A 23,909-nucleotide genomic window follows, 5' to 3' on the forward strand; every position below is an offset into this window, starting at 1 on the left:
TACTCATTTCAAACATATATTTTGTAACTAAATTATTTCTTTTTTCAATTTACTCTTTAAATTAACCTACATAAAAATAGAAGGAGAATGGAAATTTGAAAACAATAAAAATAACTATGGCAAGTGCGTTGCTATTTGGTGCTATCATCGCTCCATCTAGTTCTTTCGCTGTGAGTGAAACTGTAACACAAAAAAATAATGCGCAATTGGAGAATTACGAAGACGAAGACGATTACTACTATCAATTTCCTGATGTTATTGGCTGGGCAAAGCCGTCCGTTGATTATTTAGTAAAGAAAAAAGTCTTATCTGGCTTACCAGACGGTACATTTGGACCTAATCTTGAAATTGATAGAGCTTCTGCCGCAATTATCATGGCAAAAATATTAAACTTACAAATAGACGCTTCAGCAAAGCCATCATTTAAAGATTCCCAAAAACATTGGGCTACTCCTTATATTGCTGCAGTTGAAAAAGCTGGGATTATTAAAGGCGTCGGGAATGGAAATTTCGAACCTTCTGGAAAGCTAACGAGAGCTGCTATGGCCTCTATGCTTGTTCATGCATATAACTTAGACAAAAAAGCCACTGAAAAACTACCTACTGTATTCCGAGATTTAAAAGGACATTGGAGTGAAAAATCGGCTAATCTTCTTGTTGCTCTTGGTATTTCACTGGGCTATGGTGGTAGTCATTGGTATCCAGATAACACGATTACCCGTGCAGAAGCTGCAAGTTTAGTTGCTCGCACAGACCAATCGAAAGATAAAGAAATTAAATTAAAGCAAGTTACTATGAAACAACATTATTTTATTTATCCTGAAACCTCTCTTCATTCAGGTATACTTGCTGAATATGCACCACAAACCGTTACTGTATTCGATGAATCTGAAAATGGATGGATTAAAATTGCTACGGATCATGGGTTAAAGTGGACACCATTAAAAGAGAAACAAGTATACATTGATAAAAACTTTGTTACCTTTGATAGACCGTCAAGAACAGGATACGTGGTTGGTAAATATCCCCCTCAAACTGTAACAGTTGTTGAAGAAAATAGCATCTGGTTAAAAATTCGCACCAGCGAAGGGCTTCAATGGATGAATCCATATTTAAAAGAGGGTGAAGGAAAAGAACTAACATACATACCACGAACATTTTTCGCTTACGATAGCCCTAATTTTTCTTCTAAAATATCTGGAAAGTATGCTCCACAAGGCGGCATCGAAGAATTAGCTATGGGAGATGACGGATGGGTACAAATTCGTACAGATAAAGGACCAAAATGGATAAACATGTCTTATCTCTTACGTCCAAAGCTCCTCTTAAATGTTCCTGCCATTAATCAATTGCCCGAACTACAAAAAGGAAGTGCAGTTGTTTCACTACAAATGCTTTTAGAATACTATACAGGACGTTCATTAAATAAAGTAGACTTTGCTAATCAAATGCCATTTGATACAACGAGATATCAGATGGAAGAAGGCGGAAAAATTACAGTTTGGGGTGATCCAGACATCGGATTCGTTGGTGACGTAAGAGGAATAAGGTATGGTTACTCTATTAACCCAGCACCATTGAAACAATTACTCGATAAACATGCAAGAGGTACAGATTTAACAGGACAGGATTTCTCTGTATTAGAAAGCTATGTACGTAATGGTAAACCAGTTGTAGCGTGGGTAGGAAACAAAATAACTGCTCCACAACTAGAACAAACTTGGAAAACACCTCAAGGAAAAACCGTAAATGGATACAGAAATGCACATACTATTATCATAACTGGTGTAGATGATCGTAACATTTATTATAATGACCCACTAGACGGTAAAAAAGACCAGCCAATGGTAAAATCCCGATTTGAGCACAGTTATAATCAAATGGGTAAAAAAGCTTTAAGTATCGATTAATCATATAAAAAAGCCTATTTTGATTGTATGATTCAAAATAGGCTTTTTCTATTACTGTCCATAATCATCCACAATTACTTGAATGACACGATACGATTCTTCTGCCACTATCTTATTACTACTCTTATTCGCATCATATGTAATTAACGCCTTCCAAAGTGCCCATCCTCTCGCTCTATTCCACGTTTCTTCATCTATTTGTAGTACTTCTTTACATATCTTTCTACTACTTTTATCAAAAAACGTCCATGACATCGCTGCATCACTTGGCAATCTTACACTCATCCCCTAAGTGAAATGTTCTGTTATCATGCCCACTAAACTTTACAGGTTTCACCTCTAAATGTGTCCATTCAGGAAACTGTTCCCCCTATTAATCTTTTAACTAAACCAGTATCAATTTGATTCATTTACTCTCCCCTTTTCTTTTGAAACTTACTAAATCCATCTGTACTGCCAACATATTCAAAACCATTGCTCTTATAAAAATCATTCAATATGCGATTATGCCCTACACAATCTAGTTTTAAAAACTCTTTGTCATGTTGTATATTCTCTTCTATCCACCGTAACATCCATTCTCCGATTTCGTTCCCCTTATACTTCCGGTTCACCGCAAATCTATGAATATATAATGAATTTGAAACTTCCTCTTTACCAAAAATATATTCATCCCATTCATTTTGTTTAGGAGATACTGTAACTGTACCGATAATTTCATCTTCTTTCGTAACCACATATGTATATTTCTCTCTTATACCTTCTAGTATTTCAGCCGTAGCCTCTCCGCCTAACAGATACTGCCACTGATCTACTTCTTTATGTTGTAGCCACTGCGCTACCTCTTTTAATAGAGTGATAATGTTATCACTTTCCTCTTCAGTAGCGGTTCGAATTGTGTATTCTTTCGTTATGGTGTTTCTCTCCATACTGCCGTTCCCCTTTCAATTTACTACTATACTGACAAACGTGTTCTACCATCATTTTCGTCTGTAACATATTCAACATAAAAACCTTGATTGAGTGCATTTTCATACATCAATTCAATCACTTTTTGATCTTTCGCATAAATTTGTATGTAATCGCCATCTGCTACTAATACGACTATCTCACACTTACTTTCCATAAACTCTTCATATGTTTCAATATCTAGTACTATTTCTCCTTTGAGATATGCTTTTAAATCTGCAAAAATAAGATAATATACGTTGTTTTTAAATAACCTGTTCAAATCCGATCCTTCCATTACACTTGGTTCTTCTGGAAATAACGCTTCATCCAATCCACCACGTGCTACTAAGTATGACTCCTCACTCCCTACCCACCAATCATATGAAGGAATATGAATTGGCTTTAATACTTTCCAAAGTAAATTATTATATTCATTTGGAATTTCTACAAAGATTCCTCTTTTCATATGTTTACTCCTAACATATTTGTTTCCATTTTTGTTTCATACATTATATACGAAATTCAGCTACTATATATAACTTGTATTTCATCACAAAAACCGTCCCACTACTAGTGAAACGGTTTTAATTCCTTAAGCATTCACTTCGTCTTCACAAAATAATATAAAAACCACACCGCATGATTTTGTTCATCGGCAGCTATTCTACGCAGTAACTCTTTCAAATGTGTATCTGATGTCTCATCTGCAATTTCCAAATAAAAATCCACTGTCTTCTGTTCATCTTGTATAGCGAATTCTAATCCTTGTAAGTACGTATTTGGACATTCTTCCGTAATTTGTGGTTTCGGCTGCTGACCAGTTACATTTGTATAGATTTGTACAAACTGATGAAAATGCTTTATTTCATCGTTACGAATTTCAAGAATTTGATTTCGTTCCGCCGCATTTGGGGCCATGTTAGCTAATTTTGCATAGCAATTTATAGCACTAAACTCTCCATTAATTGCTTTCTCAATATCACGAATCAGCTTATCATTTTGCCTATACCAATCATAATCATTCGAATTATACATCGTATCCCCTCCATTATTTCGCATAACATTTTATGCAATTTGAAATAGCAGGAGCATGTATTAAATAAGGAACCGCAAATCCAAACTCTTCTATTCCCTTTAACCTATAAGTTAATAAAAGATAAAAACGCTTCACTCCTAGTGAAACGTTCTTATCTTTTATGCAGTTACTTCCGCTTTATGTTCCTTTACTACACTACGTTTGAAAGCAGTCGCTAAAATAATAACGATACTTACTACGCCTATCCAAACGAGCACTGTTACAGGTGTACTCCAGCTTAACCCTTTTCCGAAGAAGAAGATTTCTCTAAGTCCTTCAATCATAAATCGCATTGGCAACCATGCGTACACCCAGTCTTGGTAAAATGGCGATAACATTTCCGGTGCTAATGATAATAACGGTGCACCGAAGAATAGTAAGAGAGCGAATACACCGATTCCCTTTAGTCCAACTAATGAAAGTACCGCCGATAGCATTAAGAAGAAACTAAACGATGTAATGGCTAAAAATAAAGCCGTATCAGTGAAATTCGAAATATTTAACCCTACCATACCATCCGCAATCCATGTAAGACCAAATCCAATGACAAGTGCCGCGACAGCCCCTGTAATAATTTGTTTTAGTTTTAATACGAAGTTTTCTTTTCTTGTGCCTACTGGCATTTTACTTATCGCAATAAAGATAAGTGCCGCGCTCGCTAAACTTGCAATCCATAACGGTTGAAATAAAGAAATTGGCGAATTACCGTTCGCACTATTTTTTCCGGTTTCATTTACATTTGTCACTTTCTTTGTAATCGGTGTTACTACATTTGAAACTTGATCTGCTGTTAATGTAGCTCCTTTTGCTTTCAGTCCTTCTAATATTTGTTTACGAACATTGTTGTTCATATTATCAACTACAGTATTTAACATTTGTCCTGCCATAGTTGATGCTGCTGTATTCATTCCTTGATTGATGAATATTTCTACTTCTGGCGAAGATGGCTGTGGTGTTCGTAATGATGCTTGTTTTGCGCTAAAGTCTTTCGGAATGACTAATGCTGCATAATACTCTTGTTTATTTAAACCTTTTTGTACGGATTCCTTATTTTTTACTTCTATCCACTTTATCGCAGATTCTTTCTCTGATTTTGATGTCTTTTTCATATTATCAACAATTGTTTTCCCCATGTTTATCTTCGGTTGATTCGGAATTTCTACCCCTTGATCTTCATTTACAACTGCGATTGGTAAGTTTTTCGGCTGAGGTTGAACGGTTGGAAATAATGTTAATGAAAAAATAAAAACTACAAGTAGGGCAATAACTGGTGATAACCATAAAAGTTTATTTTTAAACATTTTCTTTTCTCCTCCTATTATTTGATTTATAATAACCAACAACGTGTTGTTTATTTATATTTTGAATTATATGTTCGAGTTGAACCTTATACAATAATCAAAAATCGTGAATGTGTCGGTTATCATACACATTCTTGAAATGTGTTGGCTGAAATGAAGGAGGGACATTCTTTGCGAGATAGTAATTTAGATTTACGTGTTGTTCGTACGAAAACTGCCATACGAAATGCATTGGTGGAATTAATTGAAGAAAAAGGTTTTGACGCCATTACTGTGAAAGATATTACAACGAAAGCAAACATAAATCGCGGTACTTTCTATGCGCACTATCAAGATAAATTTGATTTAATGACAAAATGCCAAGAAGACATTATGTACGAGTTTTCTAACATTGCAAAAAAAAGATTCCCAGAAGTGATTGCAGATCTTGGATCAAATCCTTCCCCAACAATGCCATTTCTACTTATCACTTCTATTCTTGAATTTCTAAATGAAAATAGTGATTTTATGAGAGCTGTACTTAGCCCAAAAGGAGATTTATCTTTCCAAACAAAACTGAAAGACTTTATGTGGAAAACACTATTTGAAGATACGAATGGCGCTCTCATTGATAAAGAGAACTTACTCGTCCCAAGCCAATACTTAGCTTCTTATATGGCATCTGCTCATATTGGTGTTATTCAGCAATGGTTAAATAATGGACAAAAAGAAACACCTGAGGAAATTGCTCGTATTTTATCAACAATTGCAGTTCATGGCCCTTTTTATGCGGCTGGGTTAAAGAAATAAGTCAACTACATAATAAAGGATCATCCACTATAATAGCGGATAATCCTTTGTTTCATTACAACATTTCAATATACCCTTCTGTTCCATGTACCCGAATTCGTTGCCCATCTTTGATTCGTTTCGTAGCATTCTCCACCCCGACGACTGCTGGTAATCCATATTCACGTGCGATTACTGCTCCGTGTGTCATGAGCCCGCCAACTTCGGTAACTAACCCTTTTATAGAAACAAACAACGGCGTCCAGCCAGGGTCCGTAAATGCCGTAACCAATATATCTCCCTCTTCTAAATTCGCTTCTTCCATGTTTAAAATAACGCGGGCTCTCCCCTCAACTACTCCGGAAGAAACAGGCAGACCTACAATCGCGTCAGCTGGGAGGTTTTCTCGTTTATATTTACCTGTAATGATTTCTCCATCAGACGTCATTATACGAGGAGGTGTTAATTTTTCATATAATTTATAATCATTTTTTTGTTTTTGGATAAGCTCGTAATCTAGTTTATTCGTGCGAACAACTTCGTGAAGTTCTTCAAAAGTTAAATAGTATATATCATCGACCTCACGAATGACACCGTTTTGTACAAGTTGCTCAGCCTCTTTCAATAACGCCTGCTTATATATGAAATAACGATTAATCATGCCGTATTTTGGATATTCACGATAGCCAATAAAATTACGGATATTACGAATCATTCGCTTCGTTTCTTCTATCTTTTGTTTTCCAACCGGCAAGTGCTGCAATCGGTCTAATAACTCTTCTTCTTTATTCAAAGCTTCCTGCAGTCCTTTTTCAAACTTCTGCTTACTAGCACCCGCTTCAAAGTCTCTTATATTATTTAATATCATTGGGATAATGGTTGTTGGCTTCTCACTCCAGCGCGTTTTCGTAATGTCGATTTCGCCGCTACATCTCATTCCGTATTTATTTAGAAAAGCAACGATTGTATCTCGAGCTTTTTCTCCACCTTTATATTGAACAAGTTCATCTAAAAAGCTATCATCTTCTACATGTTGTAAATACGTAATAACTTCTGGATACGGACGAATTGCATCAGCAACATCCATTAATGCTAAACCCATCTCAGATGTAATATTATTTTGTACGGATTGAGAAAGCGTGTCCGCTGCATTCTTTTCGCCCAGCCATTGCTCCATTTTTTCATTTATCCATGTTGAAGCATTCATACCTGCCATAATGACAGCGATACTTTGCGGGTTAAATAATACTTTTTTTAATTGCTGAATATCTTCCAAAATAAAATCAAATACATCCACTCCTGATTTCAGTTGCATATTTTGTTTTAACTCTTCAAGTGATGCTTCACTATTCCTTATTAATTCCATAACGATTGCTGGATCATTTTCGATTTCTGGTTGCGAACTTACTGGTGGCTTACTTTTACTAGCACTCTTTTCTTTTTCTTCATCCGGTAATAATGTAATAAAATCATCTCGCTCGATTATAGTCGTTAATGCATCTCTTACAAGTGGATCCGATTTCCCTAAAGTGTTTATTAAATAATCTCTGCTAGCAGGTAAAGCTAATTGTTGCGTAGCATCTACAAACAGCCTGCCTCCCGCTTTACGCATAGGAGCATTAGTCGTTAACAAGAAAAAAGATAACCCTAGTGGTTTCATCGCATCGGTCATCATTTGTTGGTGACCAACTGATATATATACATGATTTCCCTCATCATTTTCTTCCGGAATTGGATATAAAGTCGTTATCGGACGACTTTGGACAATATAAAATGCATTATCAACTAAACACCATTCAATATCTTGCGGACAGCCAAAATAAGCTTCAATCTGCCTTCCAATCTGTACTAGTTGTAATATTTGTTGGTCAGATAGTGTTTGAATTTTTTGCTGAACCGAATCATTCTGTTTCGTCTCAGTTCCGCCCTCTTTTAAAGCATAAATAGCTAATTTTTTAGTTGCAATCATCTTATCGATGATTTCGCCTTCTTTTACTTTATAATTATCGGCAGAGACGAGTCCGGATACTAATGCCTCGCCAAGTCCAAAACTGGCATCGATTGATAACACCTTCCGGTTAGAAGTAATCGGATCAGCGGTAAATAAAATTCCTGAAGCCTGCGGGAAAACCATTTTTTGAACGACAACACATATAGAAACTTGATTATGTTCAAAACCATTTTGCATGCGGTACATAACTGCTCGCTCAGTAAATAAAGACGCCCAGCACTTTCTTACATGCTGTAAAATTGCGTTTTCTCCGATAATATTTAAATACGTATCTTGTTGACCAGCAAACGAGGCATACGGTAAATCTTCAGCCGTCGCACTAGAGCGTACGGCATACGCATGTTCATTTCCAAAGCGTGAGAGATAATGAGCTACTGCTTCCACTACATCAGAAGGGATTTGTACTGCCATAATGACTTCTCTAATCTTCTTGCTGATTTCACCAATTCGAACTCGCTCTTCACGTTTCAACTTTGTTAGCTGTTGCAACAAAGCTTGAAGCCCTTCATTTTGCTCGATGGCTTTTTCATATCCTGCCGTTGTAACACAAAACCCTTCTGGTACTTGTATTCCTTGCATGTTATATAACGTCCCTAAATTCAAACCTTTCCCACCAACAAGTGAAAGCTGTGTTTTTTCTATTTCCTGAAAATCGAAAACGAAAGAACTCATGTAACATCTCTCCTTACTATGCATGTGTTCTTGATTGTAGCAGTAGTACATGAGAAGAAACAGTCTATTTCGAATGTTATTTACGTGGTATAATTAAGTTAAGAAGAAAATAATAAGATGCCCCAGTTGCTCTGTTTTGCAACTGGGGCATCTTATTTAATACCCATCTTTAACTTAAATATTTCTATTATGTCAGCGGCTTTACTATATCCACCAGCATCTTTTAAAGTACATTTGATTTTATGACTCTTTTCTAAATATACATCATTATATAATACCTCCATTACTGTATTATATAATATCGCTGGAGTAAGGTTTTTTAGATTTAATTGTATGCCAGCTTTTAAATCTTCTATTCTTTGAGCCACTATCGGTTGATCTCCCATAACCGGTATAACGATCATAGGAACACCAAAATACAAACTTTCACTAGAACTATTCATTCCCCCATGTGTAATAAAAAGATTAGCCTGTTTCAAGACCTCTAACTGAGGCACATAATTATAAACCTTGAAATTATGTGGAACATTTTTCAATTGGTTAATGTCAATATGTTTTCCTACAGATAATATGATAGTAGCAGGAAAATTTTTAAATGTTTCAAAACATGTATAATAAAAATCCATTTGTTGATTAAATACAGTTCCCATAGAGATATAAATGAGTTTCTCTTCTTCCTTTTGTTTAAAAACAACTTCTTGTACGTCTTTCCGTGATGTAATAGAGGGTCCAACAAAGATATAAGAATCATCCAATTCCTCCACATCAGGTTGGAAAAATTCAGATGTATATACGATAGTAATATTTCCAGCACACGTCATTACATTTTTCTTTTCATTCATAGAAAAACCATATACCTTTTGCCACTTTTCTAGAATATGCGTAACTTCTTGATAAAGAGGTGACTTTTTGTCTCCTTCATTATAATTGTTCATCAAAGCATTAAATAACTTTTTCGTAACTGCAAATGTTGTACATGAAGAGATTTTAGGCAAATTTAACGCTTCAGCTATAATCCATCCGACTGCAAAATTGTTATCATATATTACGTAATCATACTTTTCTTCTTTCAGCTCTTCTATAACAATCTTTATTATGTTGTCCATGGATTTTACCATATGTAACAATAGTTCAGAGGGATTTATTTTTCCATTCATTCTTTCCAACATGTCTACTTTTTCTAAAAAATTTTCATATGGACGAAACGAAGCTCCTGTTTTTTCAATCTTCCCCTTATACTCCTCTACACAATAGTAAACGACTTCTTCTCCTCTTTTTACTAATTCTTCAATAAGAGCAAGAGTTGGGTTTACATGTCCTTCTCCTGGAAAATTAAACATTAGTACCTTTGCCATATGATAGTTCCTCCTCTCAAATTAAAAACTTTCTATAATCAAGTACGTTTCTCTCCTCATTTTAATAAGAGTACTTGTGATAGTAAATGTAATAAACGAGTAAGAAACAAAGTTGATATACTATAAATTCTCCAAAGGTGGATGCCTACTTCAAATGTATACTTTCTGAATTGCGACAGAAATAAGTTTGAATATGCACTCTATGTAAGTAAACGGAATGTGAAATACTAAAAGAAATGAATGAAATTGTATTTATAAAACGTCATCCTCCAAAATGGATTTTCAAAATTAGGGAACTATAATGTCGTATGAACATATAGTAAGGGGGAGAAAAATTGGACAATGAAATGAATTATGGAAGTGATTATAAGTTTATTCCGGCAATTTCAATTGAAAGTGGTCATGGCCTCGAAGTATTGCCTGATTTATTTTGTTACACGATTCAAATCGTCAACATTTGTTTTGTTGGACATCCGCATACCAATGATTTTATTTTAGTTGATGCTGGAATGCCTAAATGTGCAAATGAAATTATCTCTGTCACTGAGAAGCGATTTGGTACAAATAGTCGCCCAAAAGCAATTATTTTAACTCACGGGCATTTTGATCATGTTGGGGGAATAATTGAACTCATTAAGTATTGGGATATTCCAGTCTATGCCCATCAAATGGAAATACCTTTCCTGACTGGACTACAAAGCTATCCTGAACCAGATCCAACAGTTGAAGGTGGTATGGTAGCGAAAATGTCGCCTCTGTTCCCTAATGAACCGATTGATTTAGGAAATAGCGTAAAAGTACTACCTGCAGATGGAACTGTTCCTCATATGCCAGAGTTTAGATGGGTGCATACACCAGGACACACTCCAGGTCATATTTCATTATTCCGAGAAAAAGACCGAACATTAATTGCAGGGGACGCTTTTGTTACGGTGAAACAGGAATATCTATATAAGGTAATTACTCAAGAACAGGAAATAAGCGGTCCGCCTCGTTATTTAACAACAGACTGGAACGCTGCTAAAGAATCCGTTATTAAATTAGAAAAATTAAAGCCTCTAGTCACTGTTACTGGACACGGAATACCAATGTCAGGTGAATTGCTATCAACAAGCCTTAAAACACTCGTTCAAGAATTTGATAAAATTGCTGTACCTGATTACGGAAAATATGTAGATAAAAAGATACATTAAGCACAAAAACTTTAGTTTTTTACGTTAAAGAATTAAGATATTATACAAAATCATCATTCAGCTTTTAAACTTAATTTGTTTAAAAACTGAATGTAAGCAATATCTATATTCTAAAAATGGAAGTACTCTTTTGGAATAAAAATCGAGCTTTCGCACAAACTCTTTATAATAAAGTCTGCTTCTTACCCAGGCTTTATTCTTACCATTAAAGAGCAGTCATAATAAATAACTGCTCTTTTTAATTTCATAGTATAAGCTTACATTTTTTGTTCATACTATATTTAACCATGATATAGTTATACTCCTTAAATTCATGGATGTAATTTTCTCGCTGCAGTTAGCTTTTGCTAGCTGCTTTTTATTTATAAATTTTAAAAATGAAAATAAAATACTGATTTTTATCAAAGTTTCTTTTAAGTACAGTATGACCAAATTGCATTTCAAAGTTTTTAATTTCAAAAAATCTAATAATTACCATGAACTTAATACATTATTACCTTTTGTTCTCGATCTGCTGCCCCTAGACCATTGCAAACAAAGTATAAAAATTAGAACAATATCAATGAAATCCCCACCATAATACATCAGCACGCCCCCAATTTCAGCTTGTGCAGTAACTACACCAGCAGGCGGATGAGCATATATGTATTTTGATAATATCCCATGACCAGCTGATGCAACTATTAAAATTATTGACCGGTACATATAACTATATCTATGGGATATTGGATCAATATAAATCATTGATGTGGTAAACAAATATCCTGCAATAAAAACGTGGAAATGTATGAACAAATGAAGAAGTATACTTTTATGCATCATCGAGTATAAATTAGTAGTATAGAGAATCCATAGCCCTCCTAGATTAAGTAAGGTTGCGATAATGGGATGAGCAAGGATTTGTAGCGGCTTACTCTTTAATACACTTGAAAGACGTCGCGCTGCTTTCACATTGAGCGTTCGTAAAAAAAGAGTCATCGGAGCTGCTAATGCTATAAAAATTGGAGCAAGCATCCCAAGGAGTAAATGCACGAGCATATGCACTGTGAAGTCATTATGAGCACGATGAGCTAAGGGCCCAACAACTGCTATTGCCGCACAAATAAGTCCTAAAACCCAGAAGACACTTCGATATAACGGCCATCGTTTGTAATGGCGATTTGATAAAATCGTGGCTACTATATAAATGATTAACATAATTAAAATGAATACGAATAGTAAAATATCCAGTGCATTCCATATTCCATAATGAAGATGGTTATTGTTCATTTAAGCTTTTACCTCTCAATAATCTTTCATCAGTTCTTGTCTGAAAAACTAGCAGAATGCCAATTAAGAGCATTACAGTCGCAATTATATTCCATATTACGTCGTAGATAAGAACATTATCTACGTATCGAATCTGATGTATTTTCATTAGTTTGTGTTGAATTATACCGTCATATAATTGAAATCCACCACTACCAAGCATTAATCCGCTCCACCATCTTTTCAACCAAAATGCATTTCTACGACGAAGATCAGCAACCATAAATAGGGAACCAATCGTTGCGAACCAACTAAAAGCATGAAAAAGACCATCTGAAATGAGTCCAATATCTGTTGTAGATTTATCATAAAAATGGTGCCAATGTAGCAGTTGATGAAAAATAGTTTCATCTATAAAAGCTACTAACCCTAGGCCAAACAAGATGCCTGACCATAGATTACGGGTCAAATAAACAGAAGAGGTTAAATAGCTTGTATTATCGGTTTTAGTAACCATTAAATCCTATCCTTTCCACTAATGTATATTCTTATTTTTCCCAAAAGAAAAACGTGCTAAACATACTTAGCGCCAAAGGAAACTAATGTTCAGTTAGCAATATCGTATAGATACTTATTCTCTAGCATATTTAATATTTGTTTAAAACTCCCTAAAAAACTTTAAGAAGTTCACCATTCTACAATAGCGTTAGTATAATTTCTTTAGTATTTTCGAATGAATCTATATTTTTATCCTTTAATCAATTTATTAACAATGGAAATTACCATTTAGTCTTAACTATTTGATTTTCTATAAATAAACTATAGTTTTCCTCTAAAGATAATTTCCATATCTTCATTTTAATATTGCATTTGTATTGCCTTTTGCACATTTTGAACATCATTTTTTAATAGTTGCTTTAAATCGTAAGCTGGATAGTAACCACGTTCGTACATAAAGTTAAAAACCTGCGCATGTAATTGTATAGCGCCATTTATTTGGCGGGTTAAAACTTCTCTAAGTCGGGGTGTTGCAGTTTCAGTAATTGCGATTGCATAATTTCGAACGGATGTCTTTGCTAATCCAAGCAAATCTCCAGCGTAAAATCCAGTGTCATCACGATGCTGTGATTGAAATCCAGGAGCATACGGATAAAACTGTACTAACTCTTGGAGATTGTTTTGGATGGCATTTATAGCTTTAATATATAACGATTGAAGTGCTTGATCAGGTACATTTCTAACTGATTTTTTTAATTTGATTAAACCGTTCGCTTGGAATGCTACTAATTCATGTAAATCCAATGTTTCATGCCAAGCTAACTGATTAGGATAAGACATATATGTTCCCCCTTAATATTCATTCATGCTACATTATGCAAAAAAAATGTAAAAGGGGCCTATACTACATAAATTCATTTCAACCTAATTTATCATTACCTTCCATTTTCTATGTTAATCACCATAAAATAAACTTAATTCCTCTTCCCTACTTTTTTATATCCTTAATTTTAATTTTCAAAATGACTTCTTCGCCTTTACAATCTATAAATTTAATTTTTTCTTCCTTAAAAATCCCCACCATAATACATCCTTTCTCGTTTCGTTATAAACCATACTAGTTAGAAAATATAAATGTGAACATTGTACCTATATATTTTTTCAAATTTTATAGGTACTTAAATTTATACATGATTAGATTTTAACTATGAAAATAACTAAACTGTAGGGATTATCCATAAAATTATTTAATTTAAATAAAGTGAAACTTTAATCAGCGGGGGTTTTCTTTATCCCCACTGATTATTAGTTGAACCAATCGGACTTTTATGGGCAGTTGATCCCTTCTTTGCTTTCGCTGCATTTTGAGGTGGGGGTCTTACTGCCCATTAAAGCGGGATAAACAGAAAAAAAGTTATTTCAACTGTGTTAGTCACCTATTCCTAAATAATTAATAGGTTATATATTATGACTTAGGAGGGATAAAAAGATGACTATACTTTATGATAAGGACTCTTTACAAAAACATATTATTAACCTTCCAAATTGGCAACAAGAAGCTTTCCGTTCTTTTAAATTAAAAATGACAGATAAAGATAAACTGTTTCCTTGTATACCAGCTCAACACGGCTTTACAGCCAATCACCTCAGGTACGGGTTCATTGGTGATCCTAGAGATACGAATACTAGTGAGGATTTTGCTGCATTACTTAAAGAATATACTGAATGTTCTAGAGATACAGGTCAATACGCCTCACTTATTGTTTTTATTCATACACCAATAGATTTACTGCGAGAAACTACAGTTGAAGATTTTGAACATATGTATTGGTCTCTACTTAATACAACTAGTCGTTTGGACGAGATGGAATGGCCTACGCACATTCCAAATGACCCTATGGAGAATACTTGGGAATTTTGCTTTCATAATGAATCATATTTCGTTTACTGTGCTACACCTGCCCATGTCAATAGACAAAGTAGACATTTTTCATGTATGATGCTTGCTTTAACCCCTAGATGGGTTTTACAAGAAATTATGAATTCTGAGAAACGCAGTAGAAAACTAAAAAACTTAATACGTCAACGTCTAGCCGCTTATGACAAAGCTCCTATTCATCCTTCTCTGAAAGATTATGGTGAAAAAGATAATTATGAATGGCAACAATATTTTTTACGTGATGATGAAACCATCCCATCCAAGTGTCCATTTTCTCGAATCATAAAATCCTTTCATAAAAATAAGTAATTCACTCTGCTTTTTATTATTTAGTTGTACAAACTTTAACCACTGAATAGATTTAATATAGATCAAATTTAGTGGGAGGAGCATATTATACGTGGGCATATTTTTAAGCTATGTTTTCTTAGGTTTATCATTATCTGCTCCAATGGGACCTATAAATGCTGCGCAGCTAGAAAAAGGTATTAGGAGTGGTTTTTTTCATGCTTGGATCCTTGGCATAGGAGCCTTACTTGCAGATGTTATCTACATGGCACTTATTTATTTAGGGGTAATTCATTTCCTCGAAAAAGATATTATAAAACTTTTCTTATGGTCTTTCGGCGCTTTTGTTTTAATCTATACAGGCATTGAAAGTTTAAAAAATGCGAATCAAATTAGCATTAGTAATACTAGAAATGATGATTCAATTATTAAAAGCTTTTTTTCTGGTTTTTTTATGTCTTTATCGAATCCATTAACAATTCTATTTTGGCTTGGAATTTTCGGCTCGATATTAGCAAAAGCCGCTTCTTCCTATAATAAAGAGCAGCTTTTGTTATATAGCTTTGGTATTATTTTAGGTATTTTTATTTGGGATATTACGATGGCGAGTACATCTAGTATATTTCGTAAAATTTTGAATGCTCGTATATTGTCTCTTATAACAGTAGTATCTGGAATATCACTTATTATTTATGGAGTATATTTTGGTTTTCAAACTTACCAAATCATTTTTCAATAGCTTCTATTATTTAGTTGTTACATACTACTCATATTGCGTAAAAATAGATTCTTCATATAGCTGTATTCCTTTTCCTTGAGACAAAATGAACAATTATAGTAACAATAATAACTATTCCTAAAAACAACAAGCTCACTAGGAAACCAAAACGCGTTGTTTTTTGCAATAATGTCCCACTAACAGCTAGTGCAATCATTATAAGACCAATAATGCTTTTTATCTGCATCCAACCTTTTGGATTCATTAATCTCCAAAATGAAAGAAGAATGAGACTCCATGTATATAACAACATCAATCCAGCTGCAGTTGTTACATATTCATATATATTTTTCGGTAGTAATAAAGCACTAAGGATAGAGGAACCAAGTCCAATTATAATAAGAATTAGGGCTGGGAACGAGATATTTTTCTTATTTTTTTTAGCAAACATTGCAGGTGCATCACCTTCTTCAGCTAAGTTCATTAGTACACTTGTCACTGCAAATAATGAACCAACTAATGTTGAAAAACCCGCTAAAATTAATACTACATTTAAAATAAATGGCACATACGGCAAATTATAGTCTTGTAACGCTATTACAAAAGGGCTTTCTTTCGTATTAAACTGGTTTAATGGAACCATCATAATTGCCAACCCTAAAGAGACTACGTAAATAATCGTTAAAATCATTAACATTACTCTTCCTGATTTTTGTGCATCTTTAGGGTCTTTCAGTCTTATTGTCATTAACCCCATAATTTCGATTCCTCCAAATGCATAAAATGCATAAATTAGAGAGGACCAAGTGCCTTTTAATCCATTTGGGAACCAGTCTTTAAAATTCCGCGGAATTTGTGCTTTATATAAACCACCCTTTATAAATCCTAAAATAACCAAAATAGCAATTACAATAAACCCCATAATAGCAGCGATTTTTATAATAGCCATCCATTTCTCTAAACGTTCGAATATCTTTACCCCTATAAAAATAATTAATATAGCCGCTACTCCATATATAGTAGCAAATATCCATAAGGGTATTTTAGGAAACCAGTAGCGTGAAAAGATTCCTAACGCACTTAACTGACTACCCATAATAAGCAGTTCAGAACACCAATATGTCCATCCATGACTAAAACCCGCCCAATTTCCAAAAGCTTTTCTTGAATAAATGCGAAAAGATCCTTTTTGTGGATCTTCTACAGCCATTTTTGCCAATGCCTCAAATACAATATAAGTAGTAAATCCAGTTAAAATGAGAATGAGAATAATTGAAGATCCACCTATTTTAATACCTATACTGGATCCTAAAAAGAAACCGGTCCCTATTGTACAACCAATCCCAATAAGTGAGAGTTGCCACCATTTTAAATCTTTTTTTTCTTTCGTTTCGTTCTTAGCATCATGACAGGTCATATCACGATTCTCCTTTATTCATTTTGAGAATGCCCCTCATGATCACTTAAGTACTTCTCAGCAAGCTTTTCAACAACATCAGTGACATTATGAGCCTTTATTTTATGGTTTGCTACTAGTTCACTTCCTACAGAAATCTCAACTGTAAATAACGCTTCATATTTCATTTTCTCTGCCCCTTTCGCATCAAATATAATCTCTTATCTTTTATCCTTTATTTCACAAAAATTCATTATGTATGTAAAACCTCGAGAGTCTAAAAGTTAAACAAATAAAGTCGAAACGATTGTAACGCTACTAAGCTTATTTATTAAAAAAATGTATGAGAAAGGAGAGACGGCATGCCTCTCCTCTATATCCATTTCATATATAAAATTAACGAGTAACGCCACCGCCAAGTTGTTGCTCAGCTAATGATACAAGACGTTTCGTAATTTCACCACCAACAGATCCGTTTGCACGAGCTGTTGCATCTGCACCAAGTTGTACGCCAAATTCTTGAGCAATTTCATATTTCATTTGATCAAGAGCTTGTTCAGCGCCACGTACTAATAATTGATTGCTGCTTCCACTGTTATTGTTTGACATGTTCATTCACCTCCTTCTTTCTTTAATATGTTAAATTACATGCTAAAATATATAGCTAATTAATTGGTAATTACGACCGTGAATTCAAAGGTATAGTTGATCTTCTTTAAACTAAAAATAATCATGTATAGGAGAACGAAATACATCTTACGTGCCATGGGATATCATAAATAGACCTCCATTACAACATAAAACGGGTTAAGCTATTTAACAGCATAACCCGTTTTTAATGAAATATTTTATTCCATATACGTTTAGACAATGGAGGAAAATAATGAAACATATTGTTGCTTTATTAATTAAATACACAGCGATAACTGCAGTATTACTTATCGTACTTGGTATCTTTCAAGGTATTTCCATTCCTAGAGTATTGCTTATTTCTCTCTTCCTAACAGGAGTTGCCTATTTAATTGGCGATCTTTTCATTTTACCTAAATACGGAAATATGATTGCTACAATGGCAGATTTCGGCTTAACCTTCTTTGGAATTTGGCTTTTAACATCTTTATTTACTAATTTAGATGCTACTCGTAATATTGGATTTTCTTCATTTATAGCCACATTAATTATTGGCGGAATAGAGATTTTCTTCCACATTTATATGAAGAGGTTAGTACTGCGTAACAACGATGAATTAAGAAATCACAATCATATTCACCATGATAAATACGCTATGGAAATGTCAGATGAATATATGGATTCTTCCACAATAAATAAATCCAAGCTTAAGGATACATCTAAAAAATAAAAAAGTGGCCAACGCCACTTTTTTATTTTTGTTTATTAAGCTTGGTCAGAATTTCTTACATGTAATGGAGGTGGAACTACCCATCCCTTTTTCTTACTTAAACGTAGCAGAGTTACACCTGCCTGCGCTTTTTTCATATGAAATTGTCCGAATAGCATACCTACATCTTCTCGAAGACATTTTCCCATTACTTGACTACATGTCACAAGTCCAGCTGCTAATCCTGTAGAAACAGCTGCAGCAATTTCAACATCATTAATACGCGCTCCCGGAGGAATGTCTTCAATAGATGCAACTGGACGTTCTGGAGGCGCTGGCGGTAAAGCGACCCCATTAACTTTTAAAAGTGCCTTTAATTCTTCTATCTCCGAATTCATATCATTTTCAATTAAGCCTTCTAAAAACTTCTTCAAATCTTCGTCACCTGTGTGATTCATAAATACTTGATGGCTTGCAATTGCACCCTGTGCAGCAAGAAGATAACTCCAAATGTCAAATACTTCTCCGTAATGTAAAGGTTCATTTTGAGGATTTCCACTTAATATACCCATTTTTAAATTCCTACCTTTCGAAAATATCATAATAAATATTGATTTCAATATTGAAATCAAATTTTTAAGTATGCTTTTTCCTGCAAAGGATTTTCTACTATGCATGGAAAACACCTTTCCAACACCTTGTGTTTATTGTTTAGGAAAGTCGTTTACAAATTAAATACCCAAAGATTATGAAAGAAGATTATCAATAATCTTTGAGTGAGAATTCATTTACTATAAGTTTTTTTATACATACACAAAAGAAATTGATTTACATATCTACTATATTTTATGTCAATTCACTTAACGGTTCGCTCTACCACCAAGTTGTTGTTCAGCCATTGCTACTAAACGTTTTGTAATTTCACCACCAACAGATCCGTTTGAACGAGCTGTTGTATCCGCACCAAGTTGTACACCAAACTCTTGTGCAATTTCATATTTCATTTGATCAAGAGCTTGTTCAGCACCTCGAACTAACAATTCATTACGACTTCCACTATTATTGTTTGCCATATTATTTCACCTCCGATGTTTTTAATATGCTTCAAGTTATGAAATAATAATTATCCTTTTTATGGGAATTAGATTATGAATAAATATTGAGTTTCTTCTTAAAATAGGGCAGAAGACATAAGAAAGAAGAGTTACTATAACATACTGTCATAACAACACTATTTATAGATTCCTCTTTACTAAAGATTTCTGTGTTGCCAAGAGGATACATATAAATTATGAAAAATGATTCCTAAGGAGATATGAGATGAAAGCTGTAACCTATCAAGGACCAAACAAAGTACAAGTTAAACAAGTGGATGATGCAAAGTTAGAGAAAAAAGATGATATTATTGTAAAAATTACTTCAACTGCTATTTGCGGTTCTGATTTACATTTATATCAAGGCAACATGCCTTTACCTCCAGGGTACATTATTGGTCATGAACCAATGGGAATTGTTGAAGAAGTTGGTCCAGATGTTACTAAAGTAAAGAAAGGCGATCGTGTTGTTATCCCTTTTAATGTTGCATGTGGACATTGTTTTTATTGCCAACATGAAATGGAAAGTCAATGTGATAACTCGAACCCTCATTACGATTCTGGTGGATACTTTGGTTATACCGAGAAATTTGGTAATCATCCAGGTGGACAAGCTGAATATTTGAAAGTTCCTTTTGGAAATTTCACTCCATTTGTTATACCGGAATCATGCGAACTTGAAGATGAATCCCTACTATTTTTATCAGATGTTTTACCAACAGCCTATTGGAGTGTAATAAACGCAGGCGTTAAGCCAGGTGATACTGTTATCGTCCTTGGTTGTGGACCTGTTGGATTAATGACACAAAAATTTGCTTGGATGCAAGGTGCTAAACGTGTAATTGCAGTGGATTACTTAGATTACCGGATGAATTATGCAAAAAAGATTAACAATGTTGAGGTATTTGAGTTTACAAAATTCCCAGATATGGGAGAACATTTAAAGGAAATTACACATGGTGGTGCCGATGTAGTCATTGATTGCGTGGGGATGGATGGAAAAAAATCGCCTTTAGAATTTCTGGAACAAAAATTAAAATTACAAGGCGGAACTCTCGGCCCTATTCAAATCGCTACGAAAGCCGTAAGAAAATATGGAACAGTTCAAATGACCGGCGTTTATGGTGGCAATTATAATGCATTTCCACTCGGGGCATTTTGGGTTAGAAATATTAACCTTAAAATGGGACAAGCACCTGTCATTCATTTTATGCCGGAACTATTTGAAAAAATAACAAATAAAGAATTTGATCCAAAAGAGATTATTACACACAAAATCCCCCTTGAAGAAGCGAGCTACGGTTATCAAATTTTTAATAATCGTGAAAATGACTGTATAAAAGTCATTCTGAAACCTTGAAGCTACAATTCATTATTCTTAATGAAAAGATAAGATTACATTTCGTAATCTTATCTTTTTTATTAAATTCTAAGTATCTATTCCCCCATTTTCATCTCACATCGAAAATAGTTATTACAAAAAGATTTTGCATTTTGATGCAACACTTTATTGGTAAAAAAATGAATTCAAGTATTAAGTAACCAATTAACGGAAACGATAACAATGTTAACTAACTTAAAAAGAGGTGTACTTCATGTTTTATTATAAAGAGGAAATAATTAATATGATTAAGCCAGATAAACCAGATCCAGCTGCTGCAAAAGTTTTACAAGAAATATTAGGTGGGCATTATGGTGAAATGCGTACAATGATGCAATACTTCTTCCAAAGCTCAAATTTTAGAGGTAAAGAGAAGCAATATCGTGATTTACTTCGAGGTGTTTTTTTAGAGGAAATAAGCCATGTAGAACTTGTACAACATACAATTAATCAACTATTAACTGGATCTGGTGAACCTACACCAGGAAATGCAGGTGTTGACACAGCACCACTTGATGAAGCGGTTAAACATGCCAATCCTCATCACTTTATTGTAGGTGCTCAAAGTTCATTGCCCGTTGATGCAGCTGGCAACCCATGGAATGGATCTTGGGTATATAGCCATGGGAATTTAATTAGCGATTTATTAGATAACGTAGTACTTGAATCTACAGGTGTACTTCAAAAAACTAGAATTTATGAAATGAGTTCCAATCAAACCTTTAGAGAAACACTTGCATTTTTAATTGTACGTGATAATGCACATCAAAATGCTTTTGCAAAAGCTTTAGAGACACTTGGGGTTGAATGGGGCAAACTCTTCCCTGTGCCGAACTATGATATTAATAAATATCCAGAATGTAGAAAATATGTAGACATGGGATTCCATAACGCACAATTTAATTTCAGCTTAGATCCAACAAGAATAGGAGAAATATTCCAAGGTGAATCACCAAGTAGAAACAAAGGAACATTAACAGTAACTGACCCGCCAAAAGGTTTTCCTGTACCAGAACTTCCTGAAATGCCAAATGAGCATAGTCCTGGATTAAAAGATATGGGTCTTTAAGATCATTATGGCCAACTATTGATTCATGGTTGGTCATAGTTCTTTATAAAAATTCATGTAAGCTTGTTATTAATCTGATAGGATGTTTTAATATATCCTCTTTATTTAAATGTGATGTTGATCATATTTCTGCTCCTCTTAATTTTGTTTCTAATGAACCATTAGACGCCACTGTATACTTATAACATTCCTACTTCTATTCACATATAACATCCCTATATTGTAAAAAAGAGGAGGGGGCTTGTCCCCCTCTTCTTTTAATTTTTCTTTAAAAGAGTTGCTCCTGCAATCCCTGGGTGCGTCATTTCGAATGGATCTAGAATTAACTCTAAGTCTTCTTGTGACAGTACACCATTTTTCACACAAAGTTCTCGAACGGATTGCCCTGTCGCGATTGCTTCTTTCGCAACGCGAGCTGCTGCTTCATAACCGATATGAGGGTTCACGGCTGTAATAATTCCTACACTCTTCTCAACATACTCTTTTAAGCGATCTTCATTCGCTTCAATTCCTTTTAAGCAATTATCTGTAAAGGCACGGAAACCGTTATTCATAATACTAATTGATTGAAGTAAGTTGAAAACAAGTACTGGTTCCATAACGTTTAATTCTAATTGACCTGCTTCTGAAGCAAGGCAAATTGTATGATCGTTACCAATTACTTGGAACGCAATTTGATTAATTACCTCTGGCATAACAGGGTTTACTTTCCCTGGCATAATAGATGAACCTGGTTGACGAGCAGGTAGCATAATTTCCGCTAAGCCAACACGTGGACCTGATGCCATTAAGCGAAGGTCATTCGCAATTTTAGACATATTCATCATACATACTTTAAGTGCTGCAGATACTTCTGTGTATGCATCCGTATTTTGCGTTGCATCTACTAAGTCTTCTGCACCAACAAGTGGTAGTTCACTAATTGCAGCTAAATGTTTTACAACCGCTTCAATATATTCTGGATCTGCATTTAAGCCTGTACCAACTGCAGTTGCTCCCATGTTCACTTCATATAAGTGTTGACGTGATTGCTGAATTCGTTTCATATCACGTTCAAGTACACGAGAGTACGCTTTAAATTCTTGTCCAAGGCGAATTGGCACAGCGTCTTGTAAATGTGTACGACCCATTTTAATCACATGATCGAACTGTTCTGCTTTTAATTCAAATACATCGTGCATATAACCCATCGTTTGTAATAAACCTTCTAATGCGTTTAATGTAGCGATATGAATCGCCGTTGGGAATGCATCGTTTGTTGATTGCGCCATGTTTACATGACTATTTGGACTAATATAGTGATAGTCTCCCTTTTCCATTCCTAATAATTCAAGAGCACGATTGGCAATGACTTCATTGGCATTCATGTTCATTGAAGTACCTGCTCCACCTTGGATTGGATCTACGATGAAATGATCATGCCATTTTCCATCAAGAATTTCTTGAGCAGCTTCTGCGATCGCGCCGCCCTTGTTCAATTCCAATCTTCCTACATCTGTATTCGCAAGCGCTGCAGCTTTTTTTACAACTGCGAATGCTCTAATTAAACTTTCATGAATTTTGTACCCTGTAATCGGGAAATTTTCAACAGCGCGTAAAGTTTGAATTCCGTAATATGCCTTAATGGGTAATTCCTTTGCTCCCAAAAAATCCTTCTCCACTCGCATGTTCTTGTTTTTCATTGCCATTTTAATTTCTCCCCC

At 34.5% G+C, this 23,909-nt stretch carries 23 protein-coding genes and 1 pseudogene; 8 read left to right on the forward strand and 16 right to left on the reverse strand.

Annotated features, from left to right (window positions below; genetic code table 11):
• The first annotated feature begins 95 nt into the window (after positions 1–95).
• Positions 96–1,910: an S-layer homology domain-containing protein gene (locus BGI23_RS14960; protein WP_070806413.1), complete on the forward strand. Its 1,815-nt coding sequence runs from the start codon at positions 96–98 to the stop codon at positions 1,908–1,910.
• A 51-nt stretch (positions 1,911–1,961) separates the two neighbouring features.
• Here the strand turns inward: BGI23_RS14960 and BGI23_RS28970 are convergent.
• From BGI23_RS28970 to BGI23_RS14985, 5 genes and pseudogenes are all read right to left on the reverse strand, one after another.
• A pseudogene (locus BGI23_RS28970) lies at positions 1,962–2,174 on the reverse strand (aminoglycoside phosphotransferase); the annotation flags it as partial.
• A 146-nt stretch (positions 2,175–2,320) separates the two neighbouring features.
• Positions 2,321–2,839: a GNAT family N-acetyltransferase gene (locus BGI23_RS14970; protein ID WP_000440840.1), complete on the reverse strand. Its 519-nt coding sequence runs from the start codon at positions 2,837–2,839 to the stop codon at positions 2,321–2,323.
• A 26-nt stretch (positions 2,840–2,865) separates the two neighbouring features.
• Positions 2,866–3,327 (reverse strand): DUF2691 family protein, encoded by a 462-nt coding sequence (locus BGI23_RS14975; protein WP_000820159.1) that lies wholly within the window; start codon positions 3,325–3,327, stop codon positions 2,866–2,868.
• Between the two features lie 134 nt (positions 3,328–3,461).
• Positions 3,462–3,896 carry a ferritin-like domain-containing protein gene (locus tag BGI23_RS14980; RefSeq protein WP_044793000.1) on the reverse strand — a complete coding sequence of 145 codons (435 nt, stop codon included), beginning with the start codon at positions 3,894–3,896 and terminating at the stop codon, positions 3,462–3,464.
• Between the two features lie 159 nt (positions 3,897–4,055).
• On the reverse strand, positions 4,056–5,237 hold the full coding sequence (locus BGI23_RS14985; protein ID WP_070806414.1) for a YhgE/Pip domain-containing protein: 1,182 nt from the start codon (positions 5,235–5,237) through the stop codon (positions 4,056–4,058).
• Positions 5,238–5,408: 171 nt separating this feature from the next.
• Between BGI23_RS14985 and BGI23_RS14990 the strand changes: the two genes are divergently transcribed.
• The gene (locus BGI23_RS14990; protein ID WP_070806415.1) at positions 5,409–6,026 is read left to right on the forward strand and encodes a TetR/AcrR family transcriptional regulator; all 618 of its coding nucleotides are present in this window, start codon (positions 5,409–5,411) and stop codon (positions 6,024–6,026) included.
• Positions 6,027–6,081: 55 nt separating this feature from the next.
• On the opposite strand, the gene ppsA is transcribed toward BGI23_RS14990, so the two are convergent.
• Entirely contained in the window at positions 6,082–8,688 is a 2,607-nt protein-coding gene (gene ppsA, locus BGI23_RS14995; protein WP_070806416.1) for a phosphoenolpyruvate synthase, read from the reverse strand.
• A 152-nt stretch (positions 8,689–8,840) separates the two neighbouring features.
• Positions 8,841–10,043 (reverse strand): macrolide family glycosyltransferase, encoded by a 1,203-nt coding sequence (locus BGI23_RS15000; RefSeq protein ID WP_070806417.1) that lies wholly within the window; start codon positions 10,041–10,043, stop codon positions 8,841–8,843.
• A 335-nt stretch (positions 10,044–10,378) separates the two neighbouring features.
• On the opposite strand from BGI23_RS15000, the gene BGI23_RS15005 reads away from it, so the two are divergent.
• Positions 10,379–11,236 (forward strand): MBL fold metallo-hydrolase, encoded by an 858-nt coding sequence (locus tag BGI23_RS15005; RefSeq protein ID WP_070806418.1) that lies wholly within the window; start codon positions 10,379–10,381, stop codon positions 11,234–11,236.
• Positions 11,237–11,707: 471 nt separating this feature from the next.
• Here BGI23_RS15005 and BGI23_RS15010 read toward each other — a convergent pair whose 3' ends face one another.
• The 3 genes from BGI23_RS15010 to cotF form a co-directional block, all read right to left on the reverse strand.
• The gene (locus tag BGI23_RS15010; RefSeq protein WP_070806419.1) at positions 11,708–12,505 is read right to left on the reverse strand and encodes a cytochrome c oxidase assembly protein; all 798 of its coding nucleotides are present in this window, start codon (positions 12,503–12,505) and stop codon (positions 11,708–11,710) included.
• A complete protein-coding gene (locus BGI23_RS15015; protein ID WP_000256787.1) occupies positions 12,495–13,001 on the reverse strand; it encodes a DUF2243 domain-containing protein in 507 nt (168 codons plus the stop codon). Before BGI23_RS15015 ends, BGI23_RS15010 begins: the two co-directional genes overlap by 11 nt.
• A 341-nt stretch (positions 13,002–13,342) precedes the next feature.
• The gene (gene cotF, locus BGI23_RS15020) at positions 13,343–13,822 is read right to left on the reverse strand and encodes a spore coat protein CotF (protein ID WP_065484273.1); all 480 of its coding nucleotides are present in this window, start codon (positions 13,820–13,822) and stop codon (positions 13,343–13,345) included.
• Positions 13,823–14,471: 649 nt separating this feature from the next.
• On the opposite strand from cotF, the gene BGI23_RS15025 reads away from it, so the two are divergent.
• Complete coding sequence (locus BGI23_RS15025) at positions 14,472–15,230, forward strand: YqcI/YcgG family protein (RefSeq protein ID WP_070806420.1); 759 nt, start codon at positions 14,472–14,474, stop codon at positions 15,228–15,230.
• 91 nt (positions 15,231–15,321) lie between these two features.
• Positions 15,322–15,948 (forward strand): LysE family transporter, encoded by a 627-nt coding sequence (locus tag BGI23_RS15030; RefSeq protein WP_070806421.1) that lies wholly within the window; start codon positions 15,322–15,324, stop codon positions 15,946–15,948.
• A 52-nt stretch (positions 15,949–16,000) separates the two neighbouring features.
• Here the strand turns inward: BGI23_RS15030 and BGI23_RS15035 are convergent, their stop codons facing one another.
• The 3 genes from BGI23_RS15035 to BGI23_RS15045 all read right to left on the reverse strand — a co-directional run bounded on the left by BGI23_RS15035 (position 16,001) and on the right by BGI23_RS15045 (position 17,932).
• The gene (locus BGI23_RS15035; RefSeq protein ID WP_070806422.1) at positions 16,001–17,344 is read right to left on the reverse strand and encodes an amino acid permease; all 1,344 of its coding nucleotides are present in this window, start codon (positions 17,342–17,344) and stop codon (positions 16,001–16,003) included.
• 14 nt (positions 17,345–17,358) lie between these two features.
• Positions 17,359–17,511: a hypothetical protein gene (locus BGI23_RS28450; RefSeq protein ID WP_000872949.1), complete on the reverse strand. Its 153-nt coding sequence runs from the start codon at positions 17,509–17,511 to the stop codon at positions 17,359–17,361.
• A gap of 208 nt (positions 17,512–17,719) precedes the next feature.
• The gene (locus BGI23_RS15045; protein ID WP_000069660.1) at positions 17,720–17,932 is read right to left on the reverse strand and encodes an alpha/beta-type small acid-soluble spore protein; all 213 of its coding nucleotides are present in this window, start codon (positions 17,930–17,932) and stop codon (positions 17,720–17,722) included.
• A 274-nt stretch (positions 17,933–18,206) separates the two neighbouring features.
• On the opposite strand from BGI23_RS15045, the gene BGI23_RS15050 reads away from it, so the two are divergent.
• Positions 18,207–18,683 (forward strand): YndM family protein, encoded by a 477-nt coding sequence (locus BGI23_RS15050; protein WP_070806423.1) that lies wholly within the window; start codon positions 18,207–18,209, stop codon positions 18,681–18,683.
• Positions 18,684–18,718: 35 nt separating this feature from the next.
• On the opposite strand, the gene BGI23_RS15055 is transcribed toward BGI23_RS15050, so the two are convergent.
• Both BGI23_RS15055 and sasP read right to left on the reverse strand, forming a co-directional pair.
• The gene (locus BGI23_RS15055) at positions 18,719–19,234 is read right to left on the reverse strand and encodes a DUF3231 family protein (RefSeq protein WP_000512122.1); all 516 of its coding nucleotides are present in this window, start codon (positions 19,232–19,234) and stop codon (positions 18,719–18,721) included.
• 288 nt (positions 19,235–19,522) lie between these two features.
• Complete coding sequence (sasP, locus tag BGI23_RS15060; protein ID WP_000002841.1) at positions 19,523–19,735, reverse strand: small acid-soluble spore protein, SasP family; 213 nt, start codon at positions 19,733–19,735, stop codon at positions 19,523–19,525.
• 247 nt (positions 19,736–19,982) lie between these two features.
• On the opposite strand from sasP, the gene BGI23_RS15065 reads away from it, so the two are divergent.
• Positions 19,983–21,116 (forward strand): zinc-dependent alcohol dehydrogenase, encoded by a 1,134-nt coding sequence (locus BGI23_RS15065; RefSeq protein ID WP_070806424.1) that lies wholly within the window; start codon positions 19,983–19,985, stop codon positions 21,114–21,116.
• A 235-nt stretch (positions 21,117–21,351) separates the two neighbouring features.
• Positions 21,352–22,206 carry a manganese catalase family protein gene (locus BGI23_RS15070; RefSeq protein WP_070806425.1) on the forward strand — a complete coding sequence of 285 codons (855 nt, stop codon included), beginning with the start codon at positions 21,352–21,354 and terminating at the stop codon, positions 22,204–22,206.
• A 257-nt stretch (positions 22,207–22,463) separates the two neighbouring features.
• Here the strand turns inward: BGI23_RS15070 and aspA are convergent, their stop codons facing one another.
• Entirely contained in the window at positions 22,464–23,894 is a 1,431-nt protein-coding gene (gene aspA / locus BGI23_RS15075; RefSeq protein ID WP_070806426.1) for an aspartate ammonia-lyase, read from the reverse strand.
• Between the last annotated feature and the right edge of the window lie 15 nt (positions 23,895–23,909).

The sequence above is a fragment of the Bacillus sp. ABP14 genome (assembly GCF_001831375.1).
In the GTDB taxonomy this organism is placed as follows: domain Bacteria; phylum Bacillota; class Bacilli; order Bacillales; family Bacillaceae_G; genus Bacillus_A; species Bacillus_A paranthracis.